This is a genomic window from Micromonospora solifontis, assembly GCF_003725545.1.
GTDB lineage: Bacteria > Actinomycetota > Actinomycetes > Mycobacteriales > Micromonosporaceae > Micromonospora > Micromonospora solifontis.
This window is the reverse complement of the sequence record NZ_RJLN01000023.1, coordinates 1-18362: the sequence shown is the minus strand read 5'-3', so window position 1 is coordinate 18362 and position 18362 is coordinate 1. Positions and strand designations below refer to the sequence as shown.

Genomic DNA, 18362 nt, shown 5'->3' with positions numbered 1-18362 from the left:
CGGGGGTGCCACCGATCGACGCGTCTGCCCTAGGCTTTTCCGTCATGAGCAGTGCCGCCGCGTTCTCGTACGCCCCCTTGCTGCCGACCGGTCCCGACCAGACCGAGTACCGCCTGGTCACCGACGAGGGCGTCGACGTCGTCAACGGCCCCGGTGGCCGTCGGTTCCTCACCGTGGAGCCCTCCGCGCTGACCGCGCTGACCGCCGAGGCGATGCACGACATCGCCCACTTCCTGCGACCGGCGCACCTGGCCCAGCTCCGGTCGATCATCGACGACCCGGCGGCCTCGCCGAACGACCGCTTCGTCGCGCTGGACCTGCTGCGCAACGCCAACATCGCCGCGGGCGGCGTGCTGCCGATGTGCCAGGACACCGGCACCGCGATCGTGATGGGCAAGCGCGGCCGGCACGTGCTCACCGACGGCACCGACGCCGAGGCCATCTCACGCGGTGTCTACCAGGCGTACACCCGGCTGAACCTGCGCTACTCCCAGCTCGCCCCGCTGACCATGTGGGAGGAGCGGAACACCGGCAGCAACCTGCCCGCCCAGGTCGAGCTCTACGCCGAGGACCCCGACGGGCACGCCGACGCGTACAAGTTCCTCTTCATGGCCAAGGGCGGTGGCTCGGCCAACAAGTCGTACCTCTACCAGGAGACCAAGGCGCTGCTGAACCCGACGCGGATGATGCAGTTCCTGGAGGAGAAGCTGCGGCTGATCGGCACCGCGGCCTGCCCGCCGTACCACCTGGCCATCGTCATCGGCGGCACCTCCGCCGAGTACGCGCTGAAGACCGCCAAGTACGCCTCCGCCAAGTACCTCGACGCGCTCCCGACGCAGGGCTCGATGAGCGCGCACGGCTTCCGGGACCTGGAGCTGGAGGCCCAGGTGCTGGAACTGACCCGCAACTTCGGCATCGGCGCGCAGTTCGGCGGCCGCTACTTCTGCCACGACGTACGGGTGGTCCGGCTGCCCCGGCACGGCGCCTCCTGCCCGGTGGCCATCGCCGTCTCCTGCTCCGCCGACCGGCAGGCCGTTGCCAAGATCACCCCGTCGGGCGTCTGGCTGGAGCGCCTGGAGACCGACCCGGCGCGCTACCTGCCCGACGTCACCGACGCCCACCTGGACGGCGCCGAGGTGGTCCGGGTCGACCTCAACCGGCCGATGGACGAGATCCGCGCCGAACTGTCCAAGTACCCGGTGAAGACCCGGCTCTCGCTGACCGGCCCGCTCGTGGTGGCCCGGGACATCGCGCACGCCAAGATCGCCGAGCGGCTGGACGCGGGCGAGCCGATGCCGCAGTACCTCCGCGACCACGCCGTCTACTACGCCGGTCCGGCCAAGACCCCCGAGGGCTACGCCTCCGGCTCATTCGGCCCCACCACCGCCGGCCGGATGGACGCGTACGTGGAGAAGTTCCAGGCGGCCGGCGGCTCGATGGTGATGCTGGCCAAGGGCAACCGCTCCGCCCAGGTCACCCGCTCCTGCCAGCAGCACGGCGGCTTCTACCTCGGCTCGATCGGCGGCCCGGCGGCGCGGCTCGCCCAGGACTGCATCAAGCACGTCGAGGTGCTCGAATACCCCGAGCTGGGCATGGAGGCGGTCTGGAAGATCGAGGTGGAGGACTTCCCGGCGTTCATCGTGGTGGACGACAAGGGCAATGACTTCTTCGCCGAGGTCACCAAGCCGGTGCTCACCGTCGGCCGGCGCTGACGTCCCGCGTACGCGAAGGGCGCCGGGTGGGATCCCACCCGGCGCCTTCACTGTGCCGCTTCATCGACATCGGTGCGCCCGCCCGCGGAGTTGCCGGGGCGGGCGCACCGCCCCCGTCGGATGCCGTCACCGACAATCCGAGACGACTATCCGCGTCAGCGCTGTCGATCCGCTATCAGATCGCTATCGCCTCGATGAGGTGATCCGTCACCAGGGCGCTACGCTGCTGCAAGTTGCATAAAAGGCGTGCGGGGGCACAGATGCGGTTCAGGATCCTGGGATCCCTGCGGGTAGGCGGTGGCGAAGCCACCGTCACCGCCGGCCGGGACCGGACCGTGCTCGCGATGCTGCTGCTGCGCGCCGGTCGGGTGGTGCCCGTCGAGGAGTTGATCGACGCGGTCTGGGAGGAACGCCCGCCCGCCACCGCCCGGACGCAGCTCCAGATCTGCGTGTCCCGCCTGCGACAGCGGCTCGCCGTGCTCGGACTGCCCCCGGAGATCATCGTCCGGGACCCCGTCGGCTACGGCATCCGGATCGAACCGGACGACCTGGATTCCGAGGTCTTCGTCCGCGAGGTCGACACCGGACGGGCCGCCGTCGCCGCCGGGCAGCCCGCCGAGGCGCGCCGGCACTATCGCGCCGCGCTCGCGCTCTGGCGCGGGGCCGCGCTGAGCGGGATCACCAGCCGGAGCGTACGCCGCCGGGCGCAGGCGCTCGACGAACGGCGGCTCGCCGCGCTCGAGGAATGCGTCGACGTCGAGCTGCGGTTGGGGCAGGCCGCCGACATCATCGTCGAGCTGACCGAGGGCGTGGAGCGGAACCCGCTGCGGGAGCGGCTGCGCGGTCAGCTCATGCTCGCCCTCTCCTCGGTCGGCCGGCAGGCGGACGCGCTCGCCGTCTACCGCGAGGGGCGCCGGATCTACGCCGAGGAGCTGGGCATCGAGCCGGTCGCGGCGTTGCAGGAGCTGCACCAGCGCATCCTGGCGGGCGATACGGCGGCCACCGACCCGGAGCGGTCCCCGCCCGTCGTACCGGTCCGGTCCCTGCCCCGGGCGATCAGCGACTTCACCGGCCGGCAGCAGACGGTGGCGCGGCTGGTGAAGGAGATCGAGGAGGACGCGACCCGGGTTCATGTCATCGACGGGATGGCGGGCAGCGGCAAGACCACCCTCGCCGTGCACGTGGCGACCGCTCTCGCCGACCGTTTCCCGGACGCCCAGCTCTTCATCGACCTGCACGGGCACAGCGAGCGGGAACCGCTCACGCCGGCGGCGGCGGTGGCCACCCTGCTGCGACAGCTCGGCGTACCGGCGGAGCGGATCCCGCTCGACCTGGACGACCGGCTGGTGGTGTGGCGTACCGAGCTGGCCACCCGGCGCGCCCTCGTGGTGCTGGACAACGCGGCCGACGCCGCGCAGGTGATGCCCCTGCTGCCGAGCGGGGCGGACAACCTCGTCCTGATCACCAGTCGCCGTCGCCTGGTCGGGCTCGACGACGGCCGGCCGTCCTCGCTGCCGGTGCTGGATTCCGACGAGGCGATCGAACTGCTCGGCCGGATCGCCGGCCCGGACCGGGTGGCCGTCGAGCCGGAGGCCGCCGCCGAGGTGGTCCGCCGCTGCGGCCACCTGCCGTTGGCGATCCGCCTGGCCGGCGCCCGGCTGGCCCACCGTCCACGCTGGCGGATCGCCGACCTGGCCGAGCGGCTGGCCACCGGGCGGGATCCGCTGGCCGAACTGGCGGCCGGGGAGCGCTCGGTCGGCCAGGCCTTCGCGCTGTCGTACGCCCAGGTGTCGGCACCGGCGCGGCGGCTGTTCCGGCTGCTCGGCCTGCATCCCGGGGCGCGGTTCGACAACCGGGTGGGCGCGGCGTTGGCCGAGGTGTCCCTGCCCGAGACGCAGGACCTGCTGGACGAGTTGGTCGACGCGAACCTGGTGGAGGAGTCCGAGCCGGGCCGCTACCGGCTGCACGACCTGCTGCGCGAGTACGCCCGACGACTCGCCGACGAACCCGGTCGGGCCGGTGAGCGGCGGAGCGCCGTCGAGCGACTGCTCGACCATCACCTGTACGTGGCGGCGACGATCGCCCGGATCATCGAGCCGGTTTCCAGCAGCCAGAGCCTGTTCCGCCTGCCGGTGCCGCCGCGTCCCGACCTGGTCGCGGCCACCGAGCCGGAGGGCCGTGCCTGGTTCGACGAGAATCGCGCGGCGCTGGCCGCCCTGGTCCGGCTGGCCGAGGCCGAGGGCTTCCTCCGGCACTGCTGGCAGCTCGCCCGGGCGACCTGGTGGTCGAACTTTGATGGCGGGCATCTCGGGGAGCTGAGCGAGACACACGCCATCGCCCTGCGGGCGGCGGAGGCGCTCGGCGATGACATGGCGGCCACCGTCACCATGAACTACCTCGCCTCGGCGCACTACCGCCTCGGGCGTTTCGCCGAGGCGAGCCGCCTGATGGGCACCGTCGTCGACCGGTACCGGCGGCTCGGCCTCCGCCGGGAGACACTGCTGACGCTCTGCAACCTGACCGCCGTCCACATCGGTGACGACGAGTACCGCCACGCCGAGGAAAGCGTCCACACCTCGTTACGGCTGGGCCGGTACCCCGACGACACCCCGGTGCTGTCGAACCTGTTCAACAACCTGGCGATCGTCCTGATCGCCCTCGGGCGGTACGAGGAAGCCCTGCGGGCGGCCCGGCGCCACCTCGCTCTCGCCCGCGAGCACCGCGATCTGAGACACGTCGCGAACGCCATCGGCCACCTCGGGATGATCCGCCACCGGATGGGCCACCGCGAGCCGGCCCGCCGCCTGCTGCGGGTGGCGCTGCAACAGAAGCGCAGCTCGGGCAACCGGTTCGGCGAGGGCGAGGTGCTGAACGAGATCGCGGCGATGGAGCGTGAGGACGGCCGGCTGGAGCACGCGGCGGCCCTGCACCGGGCGGCGCTCAGCGCGATGACCGACGCCGGGGACCGGATCGGGCAGTGCGCCTCGCGGAACCTGCTGGCGCGGGCGCTGCTCGACCAGGGGGACGTGCCCAGCGCCTTGGACCTGCACCGCCGGGTGCTCCAGGACGCCACCCGGCTCGGGCTGCGCTACGAGCAGGCCCGGGCGCTCGAGGGCATGGCCCGCTGCCTGCAGGGCAGCGACCCGCGCCAGGCCCGGGCGTACGCCAGCCGGGCCCTGACCCTGTTCCGCCAGGTCGAGTCCCCGGACCAGCGAGCGACCGAGGAGCTGCTGGCCGCGCTGGGCTGAGCGATCATCTGCGAGCATCCGCCGCGCGCGGCAGGATGGTATGCGTGACGACTCCAGAGGCGACCGGCTACCGGATCGAACGCGACTCGATGGGCGAGGTGGAGGTGCCCGCCGAGGCGCTGTGGCGGGCGCAGACCCAGCGCGCCGTGCAGAACTTTCCGATCTCCGGGCGGGGCATCGAACCGGCCCAGATCAAGGCCCTGGCGCAGATCAAGGGGGCGGCGGCCCAGGTCAACGCCGAGCTGGGGGTGATCGGGGCGGACGTCGCCGAGGCCATCGCCACCGCCGCCGCGCACGTGGCCGACGGCGGGTACGACGACCAGTTCCCGGTCGACGTGTTCCAGACCGGCTCCGGCACCTCGTCGAACATGAACACCAACGAGGTGATCGCCACCCTGGCCAGCCGCGAGCTGGGCCGTGGCGTGCACCCGAACGACGACGTCAACGCCTCGCAGTCCAGCAACGACGTCTTCCCGTCCTCGATCCACCTGGCCGCCACGCAGTTCGTGGTGGAGGACCTGATCCCCTCGCTGAAGCACCTGGCCGGGGCGCTGGGGGAGAAGGCCGAGGAGTTCTCCACCGTGGTCAAGGCCGGGCGTACCCACCTGATGGACGCCACCCCGGTCACCCTCGGCCAGGAGTTCGGCGGGTACGCCGCCCAGGTCCGCTACGGCGTCGAGCGGCTGGAAGCGGTGCTGCCCCGGCTGGCCGAGCTGCCGCTGGGCGGCACGGCGGTGGGCACCGGCATCAACACCCCGCTCGGCTTCGCCGCGAAGGTGATCGAGAAGCTGCGGGACTCGACCGGCCTGCCGTTGACCGAGGCCCGCGACCACTTCGAGGCGCAGGGCGCCCGGGACGCGCTGGTGGAGACCTCCGGCCAGCTCCGCACCATCGCGGTCGGCCTCTACAAGATGGCCAACGACATCCGGTGGATGGGCTCCGGTCCGCGTGCCGGCCTGCGGGAGCTGCGTATCCCGGATCTCCAGCCCGGTTCGTCGATCATGCCGGGCAAGGTGAACCCGGTGGTCGCGGAGGCGATGCGGCAGGTCTGCGCCCAGGTGATCGGCAACGACGCCGCAGTGGCCTTCGCCGGCACCCAGGGCGACTTCGAGCTGAACGTGATGCTCCCCGTCATGGGCCGCAACCTGCTGGAGTCGATCAAGCTGCTGGCCGCGTCGAGCCGGCTCTTCGCCGACCGCCTGGTGGCCGGCCTGGTCGCGGATGCCGAGGTCTGCCTGGCGTACGCGGAGGGGTCGCCGTCGATCGTCACGCCGCTCAACCGCCACCTCGGGTACGACGAGGCCGCCTCGATCGCCAAGGAGGCGCTGGCCAAGCAGGTCTCCATCCGCGAGGTGGTGATCTCCCGGGGCCACGTGGCCTCCGGCAAGCTCAGCGAGGACCAGCTCGACGAGGCCCTCGACCTGCTCCGCATGACCCACCCCTGACGGCCCCCTGAGCCGGCGCTCCTGATCGACTCGGCCTGCGGCAATCCGCGGTCGCCGGTGCCCGCGACGGCCCGGCCTGCCGCATCCCGAGGGGATCAGCCCTCGGTGGGGTGGCCACGGCGCGGCACCCGGGCCAGGAAGCGGGCGAAGAGCGCCGCCAGGTCGCCGAGCCGGCGGTGTTTCCGCGCCCGGGATGCCGCCACCTCGCCGACCTGGCGGCGGTGGGGGCCGGGTCAGGCCTGGGCGGCGCGGCGGGCGCGGTAGGCGGTGACCGCGGCGCGGTTGCCGCAGCCGGCGTCGCAGAACCGGCGGGACCGGTTCTTCGACAGGTCGACCAGGACGTTGTCGCAGTCCGGGTGGTCGCAGATCCGGAGCCGGCTCAGCTCGTCGATCCGGACCAGGTCGGCCATCGCCATGGCCGCCTCGACCGCCATCCGGGTGGCCAGCGGCGCGTCCCGGGGCACGGCGTGCAGGTGGTACGGCTCGTCGTCGTGCCGGATGAGCTGCGGCAGCGCGTGTGACTCGCGGAGCAGGCCGTTGACGATGGCCACCACCTCGTCGGTGTCGGCGTGCCACAGCCGGCGCAGCCGGGGCCGCAGGGCGCGGACCTGGCGCAGCTCGGCCTCGGTGTGCTCGTGCCGGCCGGTCCACGCGTGTGCGGTGAAGAACTCGTCGAGGGCGGCCACGTCGGGCAGCCCTTCCCGGTCCGGGCCGGCGGTGTTGACCAGCGCCGCGGTGGCGGTCAGACCGCACTCGGTGTCATGAGCGAAAAGCAACTTGACTCCTGTCAGGGTGCCGGCCTAGCGTCATCAGCATAACCTCGTTTGACTCGTGACGGGTCGCCCTGGACCAAGGAGTGTCGATGCGTGAACGGTCCGGCGTCGGTCTCGGCCTCGCCCTGCTCTCCGCGCTCACCTTCGCCACCTCGGGCACCTTCGCCCGTCCGCTGATCACCGGCGAGTGGTCCGCCGAGGCGGTGGTGCTGGCCCGGGTCGGTATCGCCGCGCTGGTGCTCGCCGTGCCCGCCCTGATGGTGCTGCGGGGGCGGTGGCCGGTGCTCCGCCGCAACGCCGGCACCGTCGTCGTCTTCGGGCTGCTCGGTGTCGCCCTGGCCCAGGCATGTTTCTTCAACGCGGTCCGCTACCTGCCGGTCGGCGTCGCGCTGCTGCTGGAGTACCTCGGCATCGTGCTGGTGGTCGGCTGGATGTGGCTGGTCCACGGGCAGCGCCCCCGGCTGCTCACCGTGGTCGGGTCGCTCGCCGCGCTCGCCGGGCTGGTCGGTGTGCTCGACCTGACCGGGGCGGGCCGGCTCGACCCGGTCGGTGTGCTCTGGGGGCTCGGCGCCGGGGTGGGGCTGGCCGGTTACTTCGTCATCGCCGGCCGGGTCGACGCCGAGCTGCCGTCCGTGGTGATGGCGAGCGGCGGCATGGCCGTCGGCGCGCTCGTGCTGCTCGTGCTCGGAGTGGTCGGGGTGCTCCCGCTGCATGCCGGCACCGCCGACGTCACCTTCTCCGGGCACCGGATGAGCTGGCTGGTGCCGATCGCCGGGCTGTCGCTGATCGCCGCGGTGGTCGCGTACCTGACCGGGGTGGCCGGGGCCCGGATCCTCGGGGCGCGGCTGTCCTCCTTCGTCGGGCTGACCGAGGTGATGTTCGCGGTGCTGATCGCCTGGCTGGTGCTGGGTGAGCTGCCGACCGGCGTCCAACTGCTCGGCGGCGGGCTGATCGTGGCCGGGGTCGCCCTGGTCCGGCTGGACGAGCTGCGCGCGGCGCCCGAGGCGTCCGCGTCCGCCGCGACCGAGCCGGTCCTGGCCGCCGAACGCTGAGCGTCACGGGACCGCGGCGGGCCGGCGGGACTGACAAGCTTGGCCGCATGCGGACCGCTGTCGTCTTCGACGCCGACGAGACCCTGATCGACCTGCGCCCGGCCGTCACCGGCGCGCTGGCCTGCGTACTCAAGGAGATGCGGCGCCGGACCCCGGCGGCGGCCGGGGTGTCGCTCGCGGACCTGGAGGCGGACTGGGGTGCGGTGTTCGGCGCGCTGAGCGCCGCGCCGGTGCAGGAGATCCGGCGCGCCGCGCTGGCCCGGTCGCTGGCCCGGGCCGGGCTCGACGGGCACCTGGACGAGCTCACGGCGCTCTTCTTCGCCCGCCGGTACGAGCTGAGCAGGCCGTTCCCGGACGCGGCGCCGGCGCTCGCCGCGCTGCGCCCGGATCACCTGCTCGGCTTCGCCACCAACGGCAACAGCCGGGCGGAACGCTGCGGCCTCGCCGGGCAGTTCACGTTCGAGTTGTACGCGCACGAGAACGGCCTGCCGAAGAAGCCGGCGCCCGTGTTCTACGCCGCCGTGGTCGCCGCGGCCGGCCTGCCCGCCGGGCGGATCGTCCACGTGGGGGACTCGCCGGAGCACGACGTGACGGCGGCGCAGCGGGCCGGCCTGCGGGCGATCTGGCTGAACCGGCACCGGCTGCCCCGCCCGTCCGGCCTGCTCCCCGACGCCGAGGTGGCCACCCTGGCCGAACTGCCCGCCGCGCTGGATGCACTCACACCGGCGAATGCCTGATTGCGGTCTATTCCGGACGGTCATCTGGCGAAATCCGCTCCCATGTTGTGGGATGACTGCCACGTCCCTCAACGAGAGGATCTGATGTGGTGAGCAAACGCTTCACCGTCGGTGCGGTCGCGGCAGCGGCCTCGCTGGCCCTCACGGTGACCGGCCTGGGCGTCCCGGCGACCGCCGCGCCGACCAGCACCCGGACCTTCACCGTGCTCGCCGAGGACGGCGTCTCCACGGAGGCCGCGATCGCCGCGATCACCGCGGCGGGCGGCAACGTCGTCACCCGCACCGAAGCGGTGGGCCTCTTCCAGGTGACCACCGACCGGGCCGACTTCGCCAGCCGGGCCACCGCCTCGAATGCCCTGGTCGGCGCGGCCGAGCAGAAGGCCATCGGCCGGCAGCCGAAGGTGGACCCGGTCGAGCAGGAGCACCTGACCGCCCCCGCCCGCAGCAAGGGCGTGGCCAACGGGCACGCCAAGAAGATGGACCCGCTGGACGACAAGCTCTGGGGCCTGGAGATGATCCACGCCGACCAGGCCCGCAGGATCGAGCCCGGCGACCGCCGGGTCACCGTCGGCGTCCTGGACACCGGCGTCGACGCCAGCCAGCCCGACCTCGCGCCCAACTTCAACTGGGCGCTGTCCCGCAACTTCGCCCCCGACCTGGCGGATGTCGACGGCCCCTGCGAGGTGGCCAGCTGCCTGGACCCGGTCGGCACCGACGACGGCGGCCACGGCACCCACGTGGCCGGCACCATCGGCGCCGCCGCCAACGGCTTCGGCCTCTCCGGGGTCGCCCCGAAGGTCTCCCTGGTCGAGCTGAAGGGTGGCCAGGACAGCGGCTACTTCTTCCTCAACCCGGTGGTCAACGCCCTGGTCTACGCGGCCGACGCCGGGCTGGACGTGGTGAACATGTCCTTCTACGTCGACCCGTGGCTCTACAACTGCACCGCCAACCCGGCCGACTCGCCGGCGGCGCAGGCCGAGCAGCGCACGATCATCGAGAGCATGAAGCGGGCGCTCACCTACGCCCACCGCAAGGGCGTCACCCTGGTCGCCGCGCTCGGCAACAACCACGAGGACCTGGGCAAGCCGCGCACCGACACGTCCAGCCCGGACTACGGCGCGCCCGCCTACCCGCGGCCGATCGACAACAGCAGCTGCTGGGACCTGCCCACCGAAGGCCCGCACGTGATCGGGGTCTCGGCGCTCGGCCCGTCCGGCAAGAAGGCGGACTTCTCCAACTACGGCACCGAGCAGATCTCGGTCGCCGCGCCGGGTGGCTGGTACCGGGACGGCTACGGCACCGACTCCTACCGCGCCGACGCCAACATGATCCTCTCCACGTACCCGAGGAAGGTGCTGCAGGAGGAGGGCACGGTCGACGAGAACGGTGACATCGTCCCCGGCGCCGAGTCCTTCGTCTTCAAGGAGTGCACCACCGACGGCCGGTGCGGCTACTACACCTACCTCCAGGGCACCTCGATGGCGTCCCCGCACGCCGCCGGCGTGGCGGCCCTGATCGTCAGCCGGTTCGGCAAGAAGCAGGGCCGCACGGGCTTCGGCCTGTCGCCGGATCTGGTCGAGCGGCACCTGTACCGGACGGCGGAGGAGCACGCCTGCCCCGAGCCGCGGCTGCAGACCTACACGAACGAGGGCCGCCCGGCCGAGTTCGACGCGCTCTGCGAGGGCGACCGCAACTTCAACGGCTTCTACGGGTACGGCATCGTCGACGCGTACGCCGCCGTGAAGACGCCGCTGCACCGGTAACGGCACGGCTCCGTGGGGGGCCCGGGCGACCCGCGTCGCCCGGGCCCTTTCACGCGGCGCATTGCGGCACGTCGGGGTGACATGGGCCGGTGAGAGCGCGTGTTGCCGCATGCCGATGGATATCACCTCGCTCCGCCGGGTTGACGTCGCCAGCCGCGTGAGATCAGCGCCGCGCGAACCTCCCGGACCACTGCGGAGAAGTCCCGGTCCATCCGCCGGCTGGTCACGTGCAGCACCAGCCAGCCGGCACCGACCAACTGGTTGAGTCGCTGCCGATCGCGGTGCAGTTGGTCGGCGTCGGCGTGCCACAGGCCGTCGTACTCCACGGCCACCCGGAACGCAGGCCAGGCCAGATCAGGGTGCAGGACCAGGCCCGAGGGCAGCCGGACCGGGTGCTGGGCGACCGGCCGGGGTAGGCCGGCCAGGATCAGACGGACCCGCAGGTGGGATTCCGGTGGAGACTGGGCCGCGGGATCGGCGAGGCCGAAGACCCACTGTGCGCGCCTCCCGCCGGCCCGGCCGGCAGCGCGGGAGGCGATCTCGGCGAGCGCCGTCCGCGTGGTCAGGCCCCGGGCCAGCAGAGTGTCGACGATGCCGACCGCTCGCAAGGGCTCCAGCCAGGCGGCGGTCTCCCAGGCCGCCGTCGTGGGATCGGACCGCACGGGGGTACCGGCAGTAGCTGTTCGCCTCGCCTCTTCGACCGGGACGCCGGGCGGCCAGGACGCCTGATCAACCGGCGGTCCGACGTGACCGGGTTGCGGCCGGGAGGTGTGCACGCGAAGCCCTCGCTGGCTGCGCAGACCCGTGGCGATCGGGGCGAGGACGTGCACGTCGTCCGTGAAGCTGGCGGCGTGCTCGACGCCGTGCAGGTACGCCGCGGACGGGCCCGCGATCCGCGTTCCGAGCGGCATCTGCAGCGACACTGCCCGGCAGGCCAGGCCGTGATCGCGGTCAAGCCGGGCGTCGGCGTAGACGTCGTGACGGAGCCGGACCCAGGCGGACCCGCGCAGTTGGTGCTCGGTGAGGAAACCGGCGCCGACCGCCTCGGATCCGCGGAAGACCTGCCAGGCGAGAGCGTCGGGTCGGTGAGCGACTGGAGGCATGCCGGCGAGCGTGCCGGTCGAGGGCACGACCCGGTGTCCCCCTGTGGACGACGCGAGGCCCTGTGGACCGCCCCCAACCGCCGCCTCAATCTGCTAGCCGGGCGGGTGGCCACCTCGGCTTGCGGCAGGTAGCGGTATCTCCGGCGAAGGACAGCCCGATTTGCCGCATGCCGAGTGGATCAAGTCCGCCCGATCAGGACAGGGCGGCGGCGATGGCCGCGGCGGCGGCGGAGACCTGCCGGCCGATCTCGGTGACGTCGAGCGGCGTCAGGGAGACCACGCCGACGCTCGCCTCCAAGCCGGGCACGCCCAGCACCGGGGCGGCCACCCCGTACGCCCCGGACTGCAGCTCGCCGGTGGTGCTCACCGGCCCGTTGGCGCCCGCCCGCCCGGCGAGGATGGCCCGGCCCGCCGCGCCCCGCTCCAGCGGGTGCCGGGAGCCCGTCCGGTACGCCACGTGGAACGACGTCCAGCTCGGCTCCACCACCGCGAGGGCCACGCCCTCCCCGCCCTCCACCACCGTCAGGTGAGCCGTCGCGCCGGCCTGCTCGGCCAGCCGGCGCAGCGCCGGCAGCGCCCCCTCGGCCAGCAGCGGCTGGGCCCGGCGGGCCAGGTGCAGCACCCCGGCGCCCAGGCGCAGCCGGCCCTCGCCGTCCCGGCGCAGCATGCCGTGCCCGGTCAGCGCGCCGACCAGCCGGTAGACCGCCGCCCGGCCGACGCCCAGCCGGTTGGCCGCCTCGGTGACGGTCAGCCCACCGGGCGCGTCCGCGACCAGGTGCAGCAGTCGGAGGCCCCGGTCCAGGGTCTGGGCCGTCTCCGGTACGCGCGCCGCGGTGTCCACAGCACGCAGCGTACGACCCGGCTCCCGGCAACCCGGAAATGCGCGGACGGCTACCCTTGTACGGTGACGCTACGCCTGTATGACACCGCCACCCGATCGGTGCGGGACTTCGTCCCGCGGGAAGCCGGCAAGGTGGGGGTCTACCTGTGTGGTCTCACCCTCCAGGCCCCGCCGCACATCGGTCACCTTCGCTCCGGCGTCAACTACGACGTGCTGCGCCGCTGGCTGACCGCGTCCGGTTTCGAGGTCACCTTCATCCGCAACGTGACCGACATCGACGACAAGATCCTGGTCAAGGCGACGGAGCAGGATCGACCGTTCTGGTCGATCGCGTACGCCAACGAGCAGATCCTGGCCGCGTCGTACCGGGCGCTCAACGTGCTGCCGCCGACCTACGAGCCGCGCGCCACCGGGCACATTCCGGAGATGCACCAGCTCATCGCGCGACTGATCGAGACCGGCCACGCGTACCCGGCCACCGACGGCTCCGGCGACGTCTACTTCGACGTGGCCTCCTGGCCGGCGTACGGGTCGCTGTCGGGCCAGTCGCCGGAAGACATGCAGCCCGCCGGCGACGCCCCGGAGCGGGGCAAGCGCGACCCGCGCGACTTCGCGCTCTGGAAGGGCGCCAAGCCGGACGAGCCGGCGGACGCCTACTGGCCGTCGCCCTGGGGCCGGGGCCGTCCCGGTTGGCACATCGAATGCTCCGCCATGTGCTGGCGCTACCTGGGCGCCGAGTTCGACATCCACGGCGGTGGGCTCGACCTGACCTTCCCGCACCACGAGAACGAGCTCGCCCAGTCCCAGGCCGCGGATCTGCCGTTCGCCCGCTACTGGGTGCACCACGGCCTGCTCGGCATCGGTGGCACCAAGATGGGCAAGTCGCTGGGCAACACCCTCGACCTCGACTACGTGGCGTCCCTCGGGGTGCGCCCGGTGGAGCTGCGCTACTACTACGCCGCCGCGCACTACCGGTCCCGCATCGACTACTCGGAGGACTCCCTGCGGGAGGCCGCGGTCGCGTACCGGCGGATCGAGGGTTTCGTCCAGCGGGCCGCGGAGCGGGTCGGCGCGGGCGAGCGCGGCGTGCTGCCGGCCGGCTTCGCGGCGGCGATGGACGACGACCTGAACACGTCTGCCGCGCTGGCCGTCCTGCACGACCTCCTGCGGGACGGCAACAACGCGCTGACGAGCGGCGACGATGTGACCGTCCGCACGGTGCTGGCCGCCGTGCGCAGCATGCTGGATATCCTCGGCGTCGACCCCCTGGACCCGGCCTGGACCGGCGGCGGCCGCGCGGGCGACCTGCGCGGCGTGGTGGACTCCCTGATCGCGCTCGCCCTGGAGCAGCGCGCCCAGGCCCGCAGCCGTAAGGACTGGGCCGCCGCGGACGCCGTACGCGACCAGCTCAAGCAGGCCGGCGTGGTGGTCGAGGACACCCCCCAGGGCCCCCGTTGGACTATTGGAGAGCAGGACTGATGGCCGGCAACTCGCAGCGCCGTGGCCGGCGACTGACGCCGAAGGCGGGCGCCCCCAAGGGCTCCGGTGGCAAGAACAAGGACTCCCTCGCCGGCCGGGGCCGCACCCTGCCCGCCGACGAGCGGCCGTGGCACAAGGCATACTCGGGCACCGAGAAGCTGCCCCAGCGCACCGCCTGGAAGCAGGAGAAGGAGCGCCGCGCGGCGACCGAGGAGGGGCGCGCCCCCAAGATCGGCCAGCCGGGCACCAAGGACACCACCTGGGGCAAGGGCAGCCGGGCCGGCGTGCCGCTGAAGGGCGGCAAGGGCAAGGCCGGCGGCCGGAGCGGCCCCCGGGTCGCCCCGGGGCGCAGGTCCACCCCGGCCAAGGACAGTCCGGAGCTGCTGGTCGGCCGGAACCCGGTGCTCGAGTCGCTGCGCGCCAACGTGCCGGCGACCGCGCTCTACACCGCCCAGGGCATCGACGTCGACGACCGGGTGAAGGAGATCGTCCGGACCGCCGCCGACCGGGGCATCGCGATCCTGGAGGTCAGCCGGGCCGAGCTGGACCGGATGACCGGCGGCGTGCTGCACCAGGGTGTCGGCCTCCAGGTGCCGCCGTTCGCGTACGAGCCGTTCGAGGACCTGGTGGCGGCCTCGCTGGAGCAGGCCGCCCCGCTGCTGGTCGCGCTGGACGGGGTCACCGACCCGCGCAACCTCGGTGCGGTGATCCGCTCCGCCGCCGCGTTCGGCGCGCAGGGCGTCTTCGTACCGGAGCGGCGGGCCGCCGGGATCACCGCGACCGCCTGGCGGACCAGTGCCGGCGCGGCCGCGCGGGTGCCGGTAGCCCAGGTCACCAACCTGACCCGGTCGCTGAAGGCGTGCAAGGACGCCGGCTTCGTCGTGGTCGGCCTGGACGCCGACGGCGAGACCGACCTGTACGACCTGGAGGCCGCGGTCGGCCCGCTGGTCGTGGTGGTCGGCTCGGAGGGGCGCGGGCTGTCCCGGCTGGTCGGCGAGACCTGCGACCTGACCGTGAGCATCCCGATGATCTCCGACGTCGAGTCGCTCAACGCCAGCGTCGCCGCCGCGGTCACCCTCGCCGAGGTCGCCCGCCGCCGCTCCGTCGAGGCGTAACCCCGCAGGAGACACGAAAGGGGGCGGTCCGCCGTGGCGGGCCGCCCCCTTTTCCTGCGTACGTCAGATCCGGTTGCCGGTGGTGGCGTGGAAGACGTGGCTGCGGCCCTGGCGCGGCTTGACGAACACGGTGTCGCCCATGTTCGGCATGGTGCGCCGGTCGGTGCGGACGACGAAGCGCTCGGAGCTGCCGCCGAGCGCGGCGTGGCCGTAGACGTTGGCGTCGGAGCCCAGGTCCTCGACCAGCTCGACCACGACCGGCATGCCGCCCTCGCTCGGGCTGACCAGGTCGCAGTCCTCCGGACGGAAGCCGACGGTCACCTTGCCGTCGCCGCCCTCGGCGCGGGCCGCCTCGACCTGCTCGCGGGTCAGCGGCACGTGCATCTCGGCGAACTCGGCGCCCTGCGCGGTCAGCGGCACCGTCTTGATGTTCATGGCGGGGGAGCCCATGAAGCCGGCGACGAAGACGTTGGCCGGGGTGTCGTACAGCGCCCGCGGGGTGTCCACCTGCTGGAGCACACCGTCGAGCATGACCGCGACCCGGTGACCCATGGTCATGGCCTCGACCTGGTCGTGGGTGACGTAGACCGTGGTGACGCCGAGCTTGGCCTGGAGCGAGGCGATCTGCGTACGGGTCTGCACCCGGAGCTTGGCGTCGAGGTTCGACAGCGGCTCGTCCATCAGGAAGACCTGCGGCTCGCGGACGATCGCGCGGCCCATGGCGACTCGCTGGCGCTGACCGCCGGAGAGCGCCTTCGGCTTGCGGTTGAGGAAGTCCTCCAGCTGGAGCAGCGCGGCCGCCTCCTTGACCCGCCGGTCGATCTCCGACTTCGAGGTCTTGCGCAGCTTGAGCGCGAACGCCATGTTCTCGTACACCGTCATGTGCGGGTACAGGGCGTAGTTCTGGAAGACCATCGCGATGTCGCGGGCCTTCGGCGGCAGGTGGGTGACGTCCCGGTCGTCGATGTAGATGGCGCCGTCGTCGACGTCCTCGAGACCGGCGAGCATCCGGAGGCTGGTGGACTTGCCGCAACCCGACGGGCCGACCAGGACGAGGAACTCCCCGTCGCCGATCTGGAGGTCGAGCTTGTTGACCGCGGGGCGATCGGTGCCCGGGTAGATCCGGGACGCCTTCGCGTAGGTGACCGTAGCCATGGTGAAGCGCTTCCTTTCACCGGCAGGAACGTGCCGGACGATCCGAGTGAAGGAGCGACCGGCGCCAAGGCGCCGGCCAACGGGGCGTCACCCGGGCAGCCGAGGCCGACCGGAGTGTCGTCCGTGTCACTGCACGGTAAACGGGTTTCGCGACCCTGCCAAGATGAGGCGCAGCGGATGGGACGGACGGCATACGCATTCCGGTCACACGAGCACGGCGAGGCATCAATCCCCTCCACTCCGACCGCCGTCGACGTCGATTCGTCGGCGGCGGCGACGGGAAATTGACGTTTTCCGTGCTCGGGAGCCCTGCTGAACGGGATTTCCGGGCACCAGTCGCTATGCTGACCACGGCACCACGCGCCCCTGTAGCTCAGCTGGCCAGAGCACTCGCCTTGTAAGCGAGATGTCGCCGGTTCGATCCCGGCCGGGGGCTCCAATTTCATCAGGCATTTCGCGACGGGCGCTGTCCCGAGCCGCCGGGTTGACAGCAACGCTGACAGCAACAGGGGTCACGACAGCCGCCCGTCGAGCTTGCCGAGCGCCTGACGCATCGCATCAAGGTTGGCGTGGGCGTAGACCTTGAGCGTGACCTTGACGTCGGCGTGCCGGGCGACGGCCTGAAGGGAAGACCAGGCCGTGGTCCTCCCAGACCTCGGCGAGCGCGGCTCGTTCGGCTTGCTGGCGTTCCTGGTGCTCAAGCAGAGCGAGCCAGGTGACCTCGGGCAGCGGCAACACCGCCTCGGAGTCCTCGGTCTTGGCGTCCAGGACGTGGAGGTGTCCCGCCACCCGCTGGACGGTCTGCTGGACCCGCAGGGTGCCTTCGTCCAGGTCGACGTCCGACCAGCGGAGCCCGACCAGTTCACCGCGCCGGAGGCCCATCGTGGCGGCCACGACGTAGAGCGCGTGGAGCCGGTGACCAGCAGAGGCGGCGAGGATCTTGCGCACCTGGTCGACTGATAGCCCCTTGCCGACCTTGTAGCGAGGCGAGGGAACTCGGACGAGCTTGGCGACGTTGCGGGACACCAGCTCCTCGTGCATCGCGTGTTGGAGCGCGGTGCGCAGCACCGCATGCACGAACTGGATCTGTCGCGCGCTGGGGTAGCTCTGGCAGCAGCGGCCAACGGAGCAGCACCGTCGGTCAGCAGGGCGGATCTTGTCGAGGCCGTTGGTGCAGCAGAGGCACTTGCGCCGGAAGTCGTCCATGAACGCCTTGACGTGCTGTACCTGCAAGCCATCGAGGCGCTTGGTGCCGAGTGCGGGGATCAAGTGCAGACGTACCGCGCTCTCGTGTCCCCGTGCGGTAGTGGGTTTGAGGTCGGTGACATAGGCGGCCGGCCAGTAGGGCAGGTACTCGGCGAGCTTCCAGGCTCGATCGGGTGCGGGGGCGAGCCTTTCCGGAGGCGGTGACCCATGCGGTCAGGGTACGGAGACAACGATCGGACCGCACTCGCCCAACAGGCCGGACCGGTGCGAATGGCCCAGATAGCTAGTGGAGCGGCGCGCCGGTGCCCTGCCAGCAGATCATTCGGTACGGCTCCGAAAACTTTCGGAGATCGTTGCCCGTCACGCTGGATAGGCCCTTCCAGAGAGACCGGCTATCCAGTGCTAACCAGGGAGATCGTCGGGATGATTGTTCCGGAGTTGTTCCGGGAATTGTTGACATGCGATGAACGCTGAATCACGATGCTCATCGACGGCTGTTAGCGCCGTCGCACCACCACCCCGATCACCGCCTGGCTCGTCCGCCAGGTCTCACGAGTAGGTGACGCCCATGAACGATGCTCCCGCCCGCCCAGGTGGCCGCGGACGCGGCCGGTTCAGACTGCTCATCGGCGCTGCCACCGCCGTCGTGCTGGCCGCCGTCTCAGCGACCATGACCGGCGTCGCGCACGCCGAGGCCGACCGAACCGTCACCTCGAACTCCACCGGCACCCAT

At 72.1% G+C, this 18362-nt stretch carries 13 protein-coding genes and 1 tRNA gene; 9 read left to right on the top strand and 5 right to left on the bottom strand.

Features of this window, described 5'->3' with window-relative positions; all coding sequences use genetic code 11:
* Positions 1 to 44: 44 nt before the first annotated feature.
* The 3 genes from EFE23_RS10755 (at position 45) to EFE23_RS10745 (ending at position 6405) form a co-directional block, all read left to right on the top strand.
* On the top strand, positions 45 to 1712 hold the full coding sequence (locus EFE23_RS10755; RefSeq protein WP_123240755.1) for a fumarate hydratase: 1668 nt from the start codon (positions 45 to 47) through the stop codon (positions 1710 to 1712).
* Between the two features lie 260 nt (positions 1713 to 1972).
* Positions 1973 to 4960 carry an AfsR/SARP family transcriptional regulator gene (locus EFE23_RS10750; protein ID WP_123240754.1) on the top strand — a complete coding sequence of 996 codons (2988 nt, stop codon included), beginning with the start codon at positions 1973 to 1975 and terminating at the stop codon, positions 4958 to 4960.
* A gap of 35 nt (positions 4961 to 4995) precedes the next feature.
* Positions 4996 to 6405 (top strand): class II fumarate hydratase, encoded by a 1410-nt coding sequence (locus EFE23_RS10745; RefSeq protein WP_199737007.1) that lies wholly within the window; start codon positions 4996 to 4998, stop codon positions 6403 to 6405.
* A gap of 233 nt (positions 6406 to 6638) precedes the next feature.
* Here EFE23_RS10745 and EFE23_RS10740 read toward each other — a convergent pair whose 3' ends face one another.
* The gene (locus EFE23_RS10740; protein ID WP_123240752.1) at positions 6639 to 7181 is read right to left on the bottom strand and encodes a CGNR zinc finger domain-containing protein; all 543 of its coding nucleotides are present in this window, start codon (positions 7179 to 7181) and stop codon (positions 6639 to 6641) included.
* An 86-nt stretch (positions 7182 to 7267) separates the two neighbouring features.
* Between EFE23_RS10740 and EFE23_RS10735 the strand changes: the two genes are divergently transcribed.
* The 3 genes from EFE23_RS10735 to EFE23_RS10725 all read left to right on the top strand — a co-directional run bounded on the left by EFE23_RS10735 (position 7268) and on the right by EFE23_RS10725 (position 10730).
* Positions 7268 to 8230, top strand: a complete 963-nt coding sequence (locus tag EFE23_RS10735) for an EamA family transporter (RefSeq protein WP_123240751.1) — start codon at positions 7268 to 7270, stop codon at positions 8228 to 8230.
* A 47-nt stretch (positions 8231 to 8277) separates the two neighbouring features.
* Positions 8278 to 8967, top strand: coding sequence for an HAD family hydrolase (locus tag EFE23_RS10730; protein ID WP_123240750.1), 690 nt, complete (start codon positions 8278 to 8280; stop codon positions 8965 to 8967).
* 89 nt (positions 8968 to 9056) lie between these two features.
* Entirely contained in the window at positions 9057 to 10730 is a 1674-nt protein-coding gene (locus EFE23_RS10725) for a S8 family serine peptidase (protein ID WP_199737006.1), read from the top strand.
* A gap of 122 nt (positions 10731 to 10852) precedes the next feature.
* Here EFE23_RS10725 and EFE23_RS10720 read toward each other — a convergent pair whose 3' ends face one another.
* Positions 10853 to 11833 (bottom strand): endonuclease domain-containing protein, encoded by a 981-nt coding sequence (locus EFE23_RS10720; RefSeq protein WP_123240805.1) that lies wholly within the window; start codon positions 11831 to 11833, stop codon positions 10853 to 10855.
* Positions 11834 to 12026: 193 nt separating this feature from the next.
* A complete protein-coding gene (locus EFE23_RS10715; RefSeq protein WP_123240748.1) occupies positions 12027 to 12674 on the bottom strand; it encodes an IclR family transcriptional regulator in 648 nt (215 codons plus the stop codon).
* A 63-nt stretch (positions 12675 to 12737) separates the two neighbouring features.
* On the opposite strand from EFE23_RS10715, the gene cysS reads away from it, so the two are divergent.
* Complete coding sequence (cysS, locus tag EFE23_RS10710; RefSeq protein WP_123240747.1) at positions 12738 to 14153, top strand: cysteine--tRNA ligase; 1416 nt, start codon at positions 12738 to 12740, stop codon at positions 14151 to 14153.
* On the top strand, positions 14153 to 15268 hold the full coding sequence (rlmB, locus tag EFE23_RS10705; protein WP_123240746.1) for a 23S rRNA (guanosine(2251)-2'-O)-methyltransferase RlmB: 1116 nt from the start codon (positions 14153 to 14155) through the stop codon (positions 15266 to 15268). The genes cysS and rlmB overlap by 1 nt, the downstream gene beginning before the upstream one ends.
* Before the next feature lie 63 nt (positions 15269 to 15331).
* Here the strand turns inward: rlmB and EFE23_RS10700 are convergent, their stop codons facing one another.
* Positions 15332 to 16423 carry an ABC transporter ATP-binding protein gene (locus EFE23_RS10700; protein ID WP_123240745.1) on the bottom strand — a complete coding sequence of 364 codons (1092 nt, stop codon included), beginning with the start codon at positions 16421 to 16423 and terminating at the stop codon, positions 15332 to 15334.
* A 362-nt stretch (positions 16424 to 16785) separates the two neighbouring features.
* Here EFE23_RS10700 and EFE23_RS10695 point away from each other — a divergent pair.
* Positions 16786 to 16862, top strand: a tRNA-Thr gene (locus tag EFE23_RS10695).
* A 119-nt stretch (positions 16863 to 16981) separates the two neighbouring features.
* Here the strand turns inward: EFE23_RS10695 and EFE23_RS10690 are convergent.
* Positions 16982 to 17773, bottom strand: coding sequence for a site-specific integrase (locus tag EFE23_RS10690; protein WP_233600945.1), 792 nt, complete (start codon positions 17771 to 17773; stop codon positions 16982 to 16984).
* Positions 17774 to 18362: the final 589 nt, after the last annotated feature.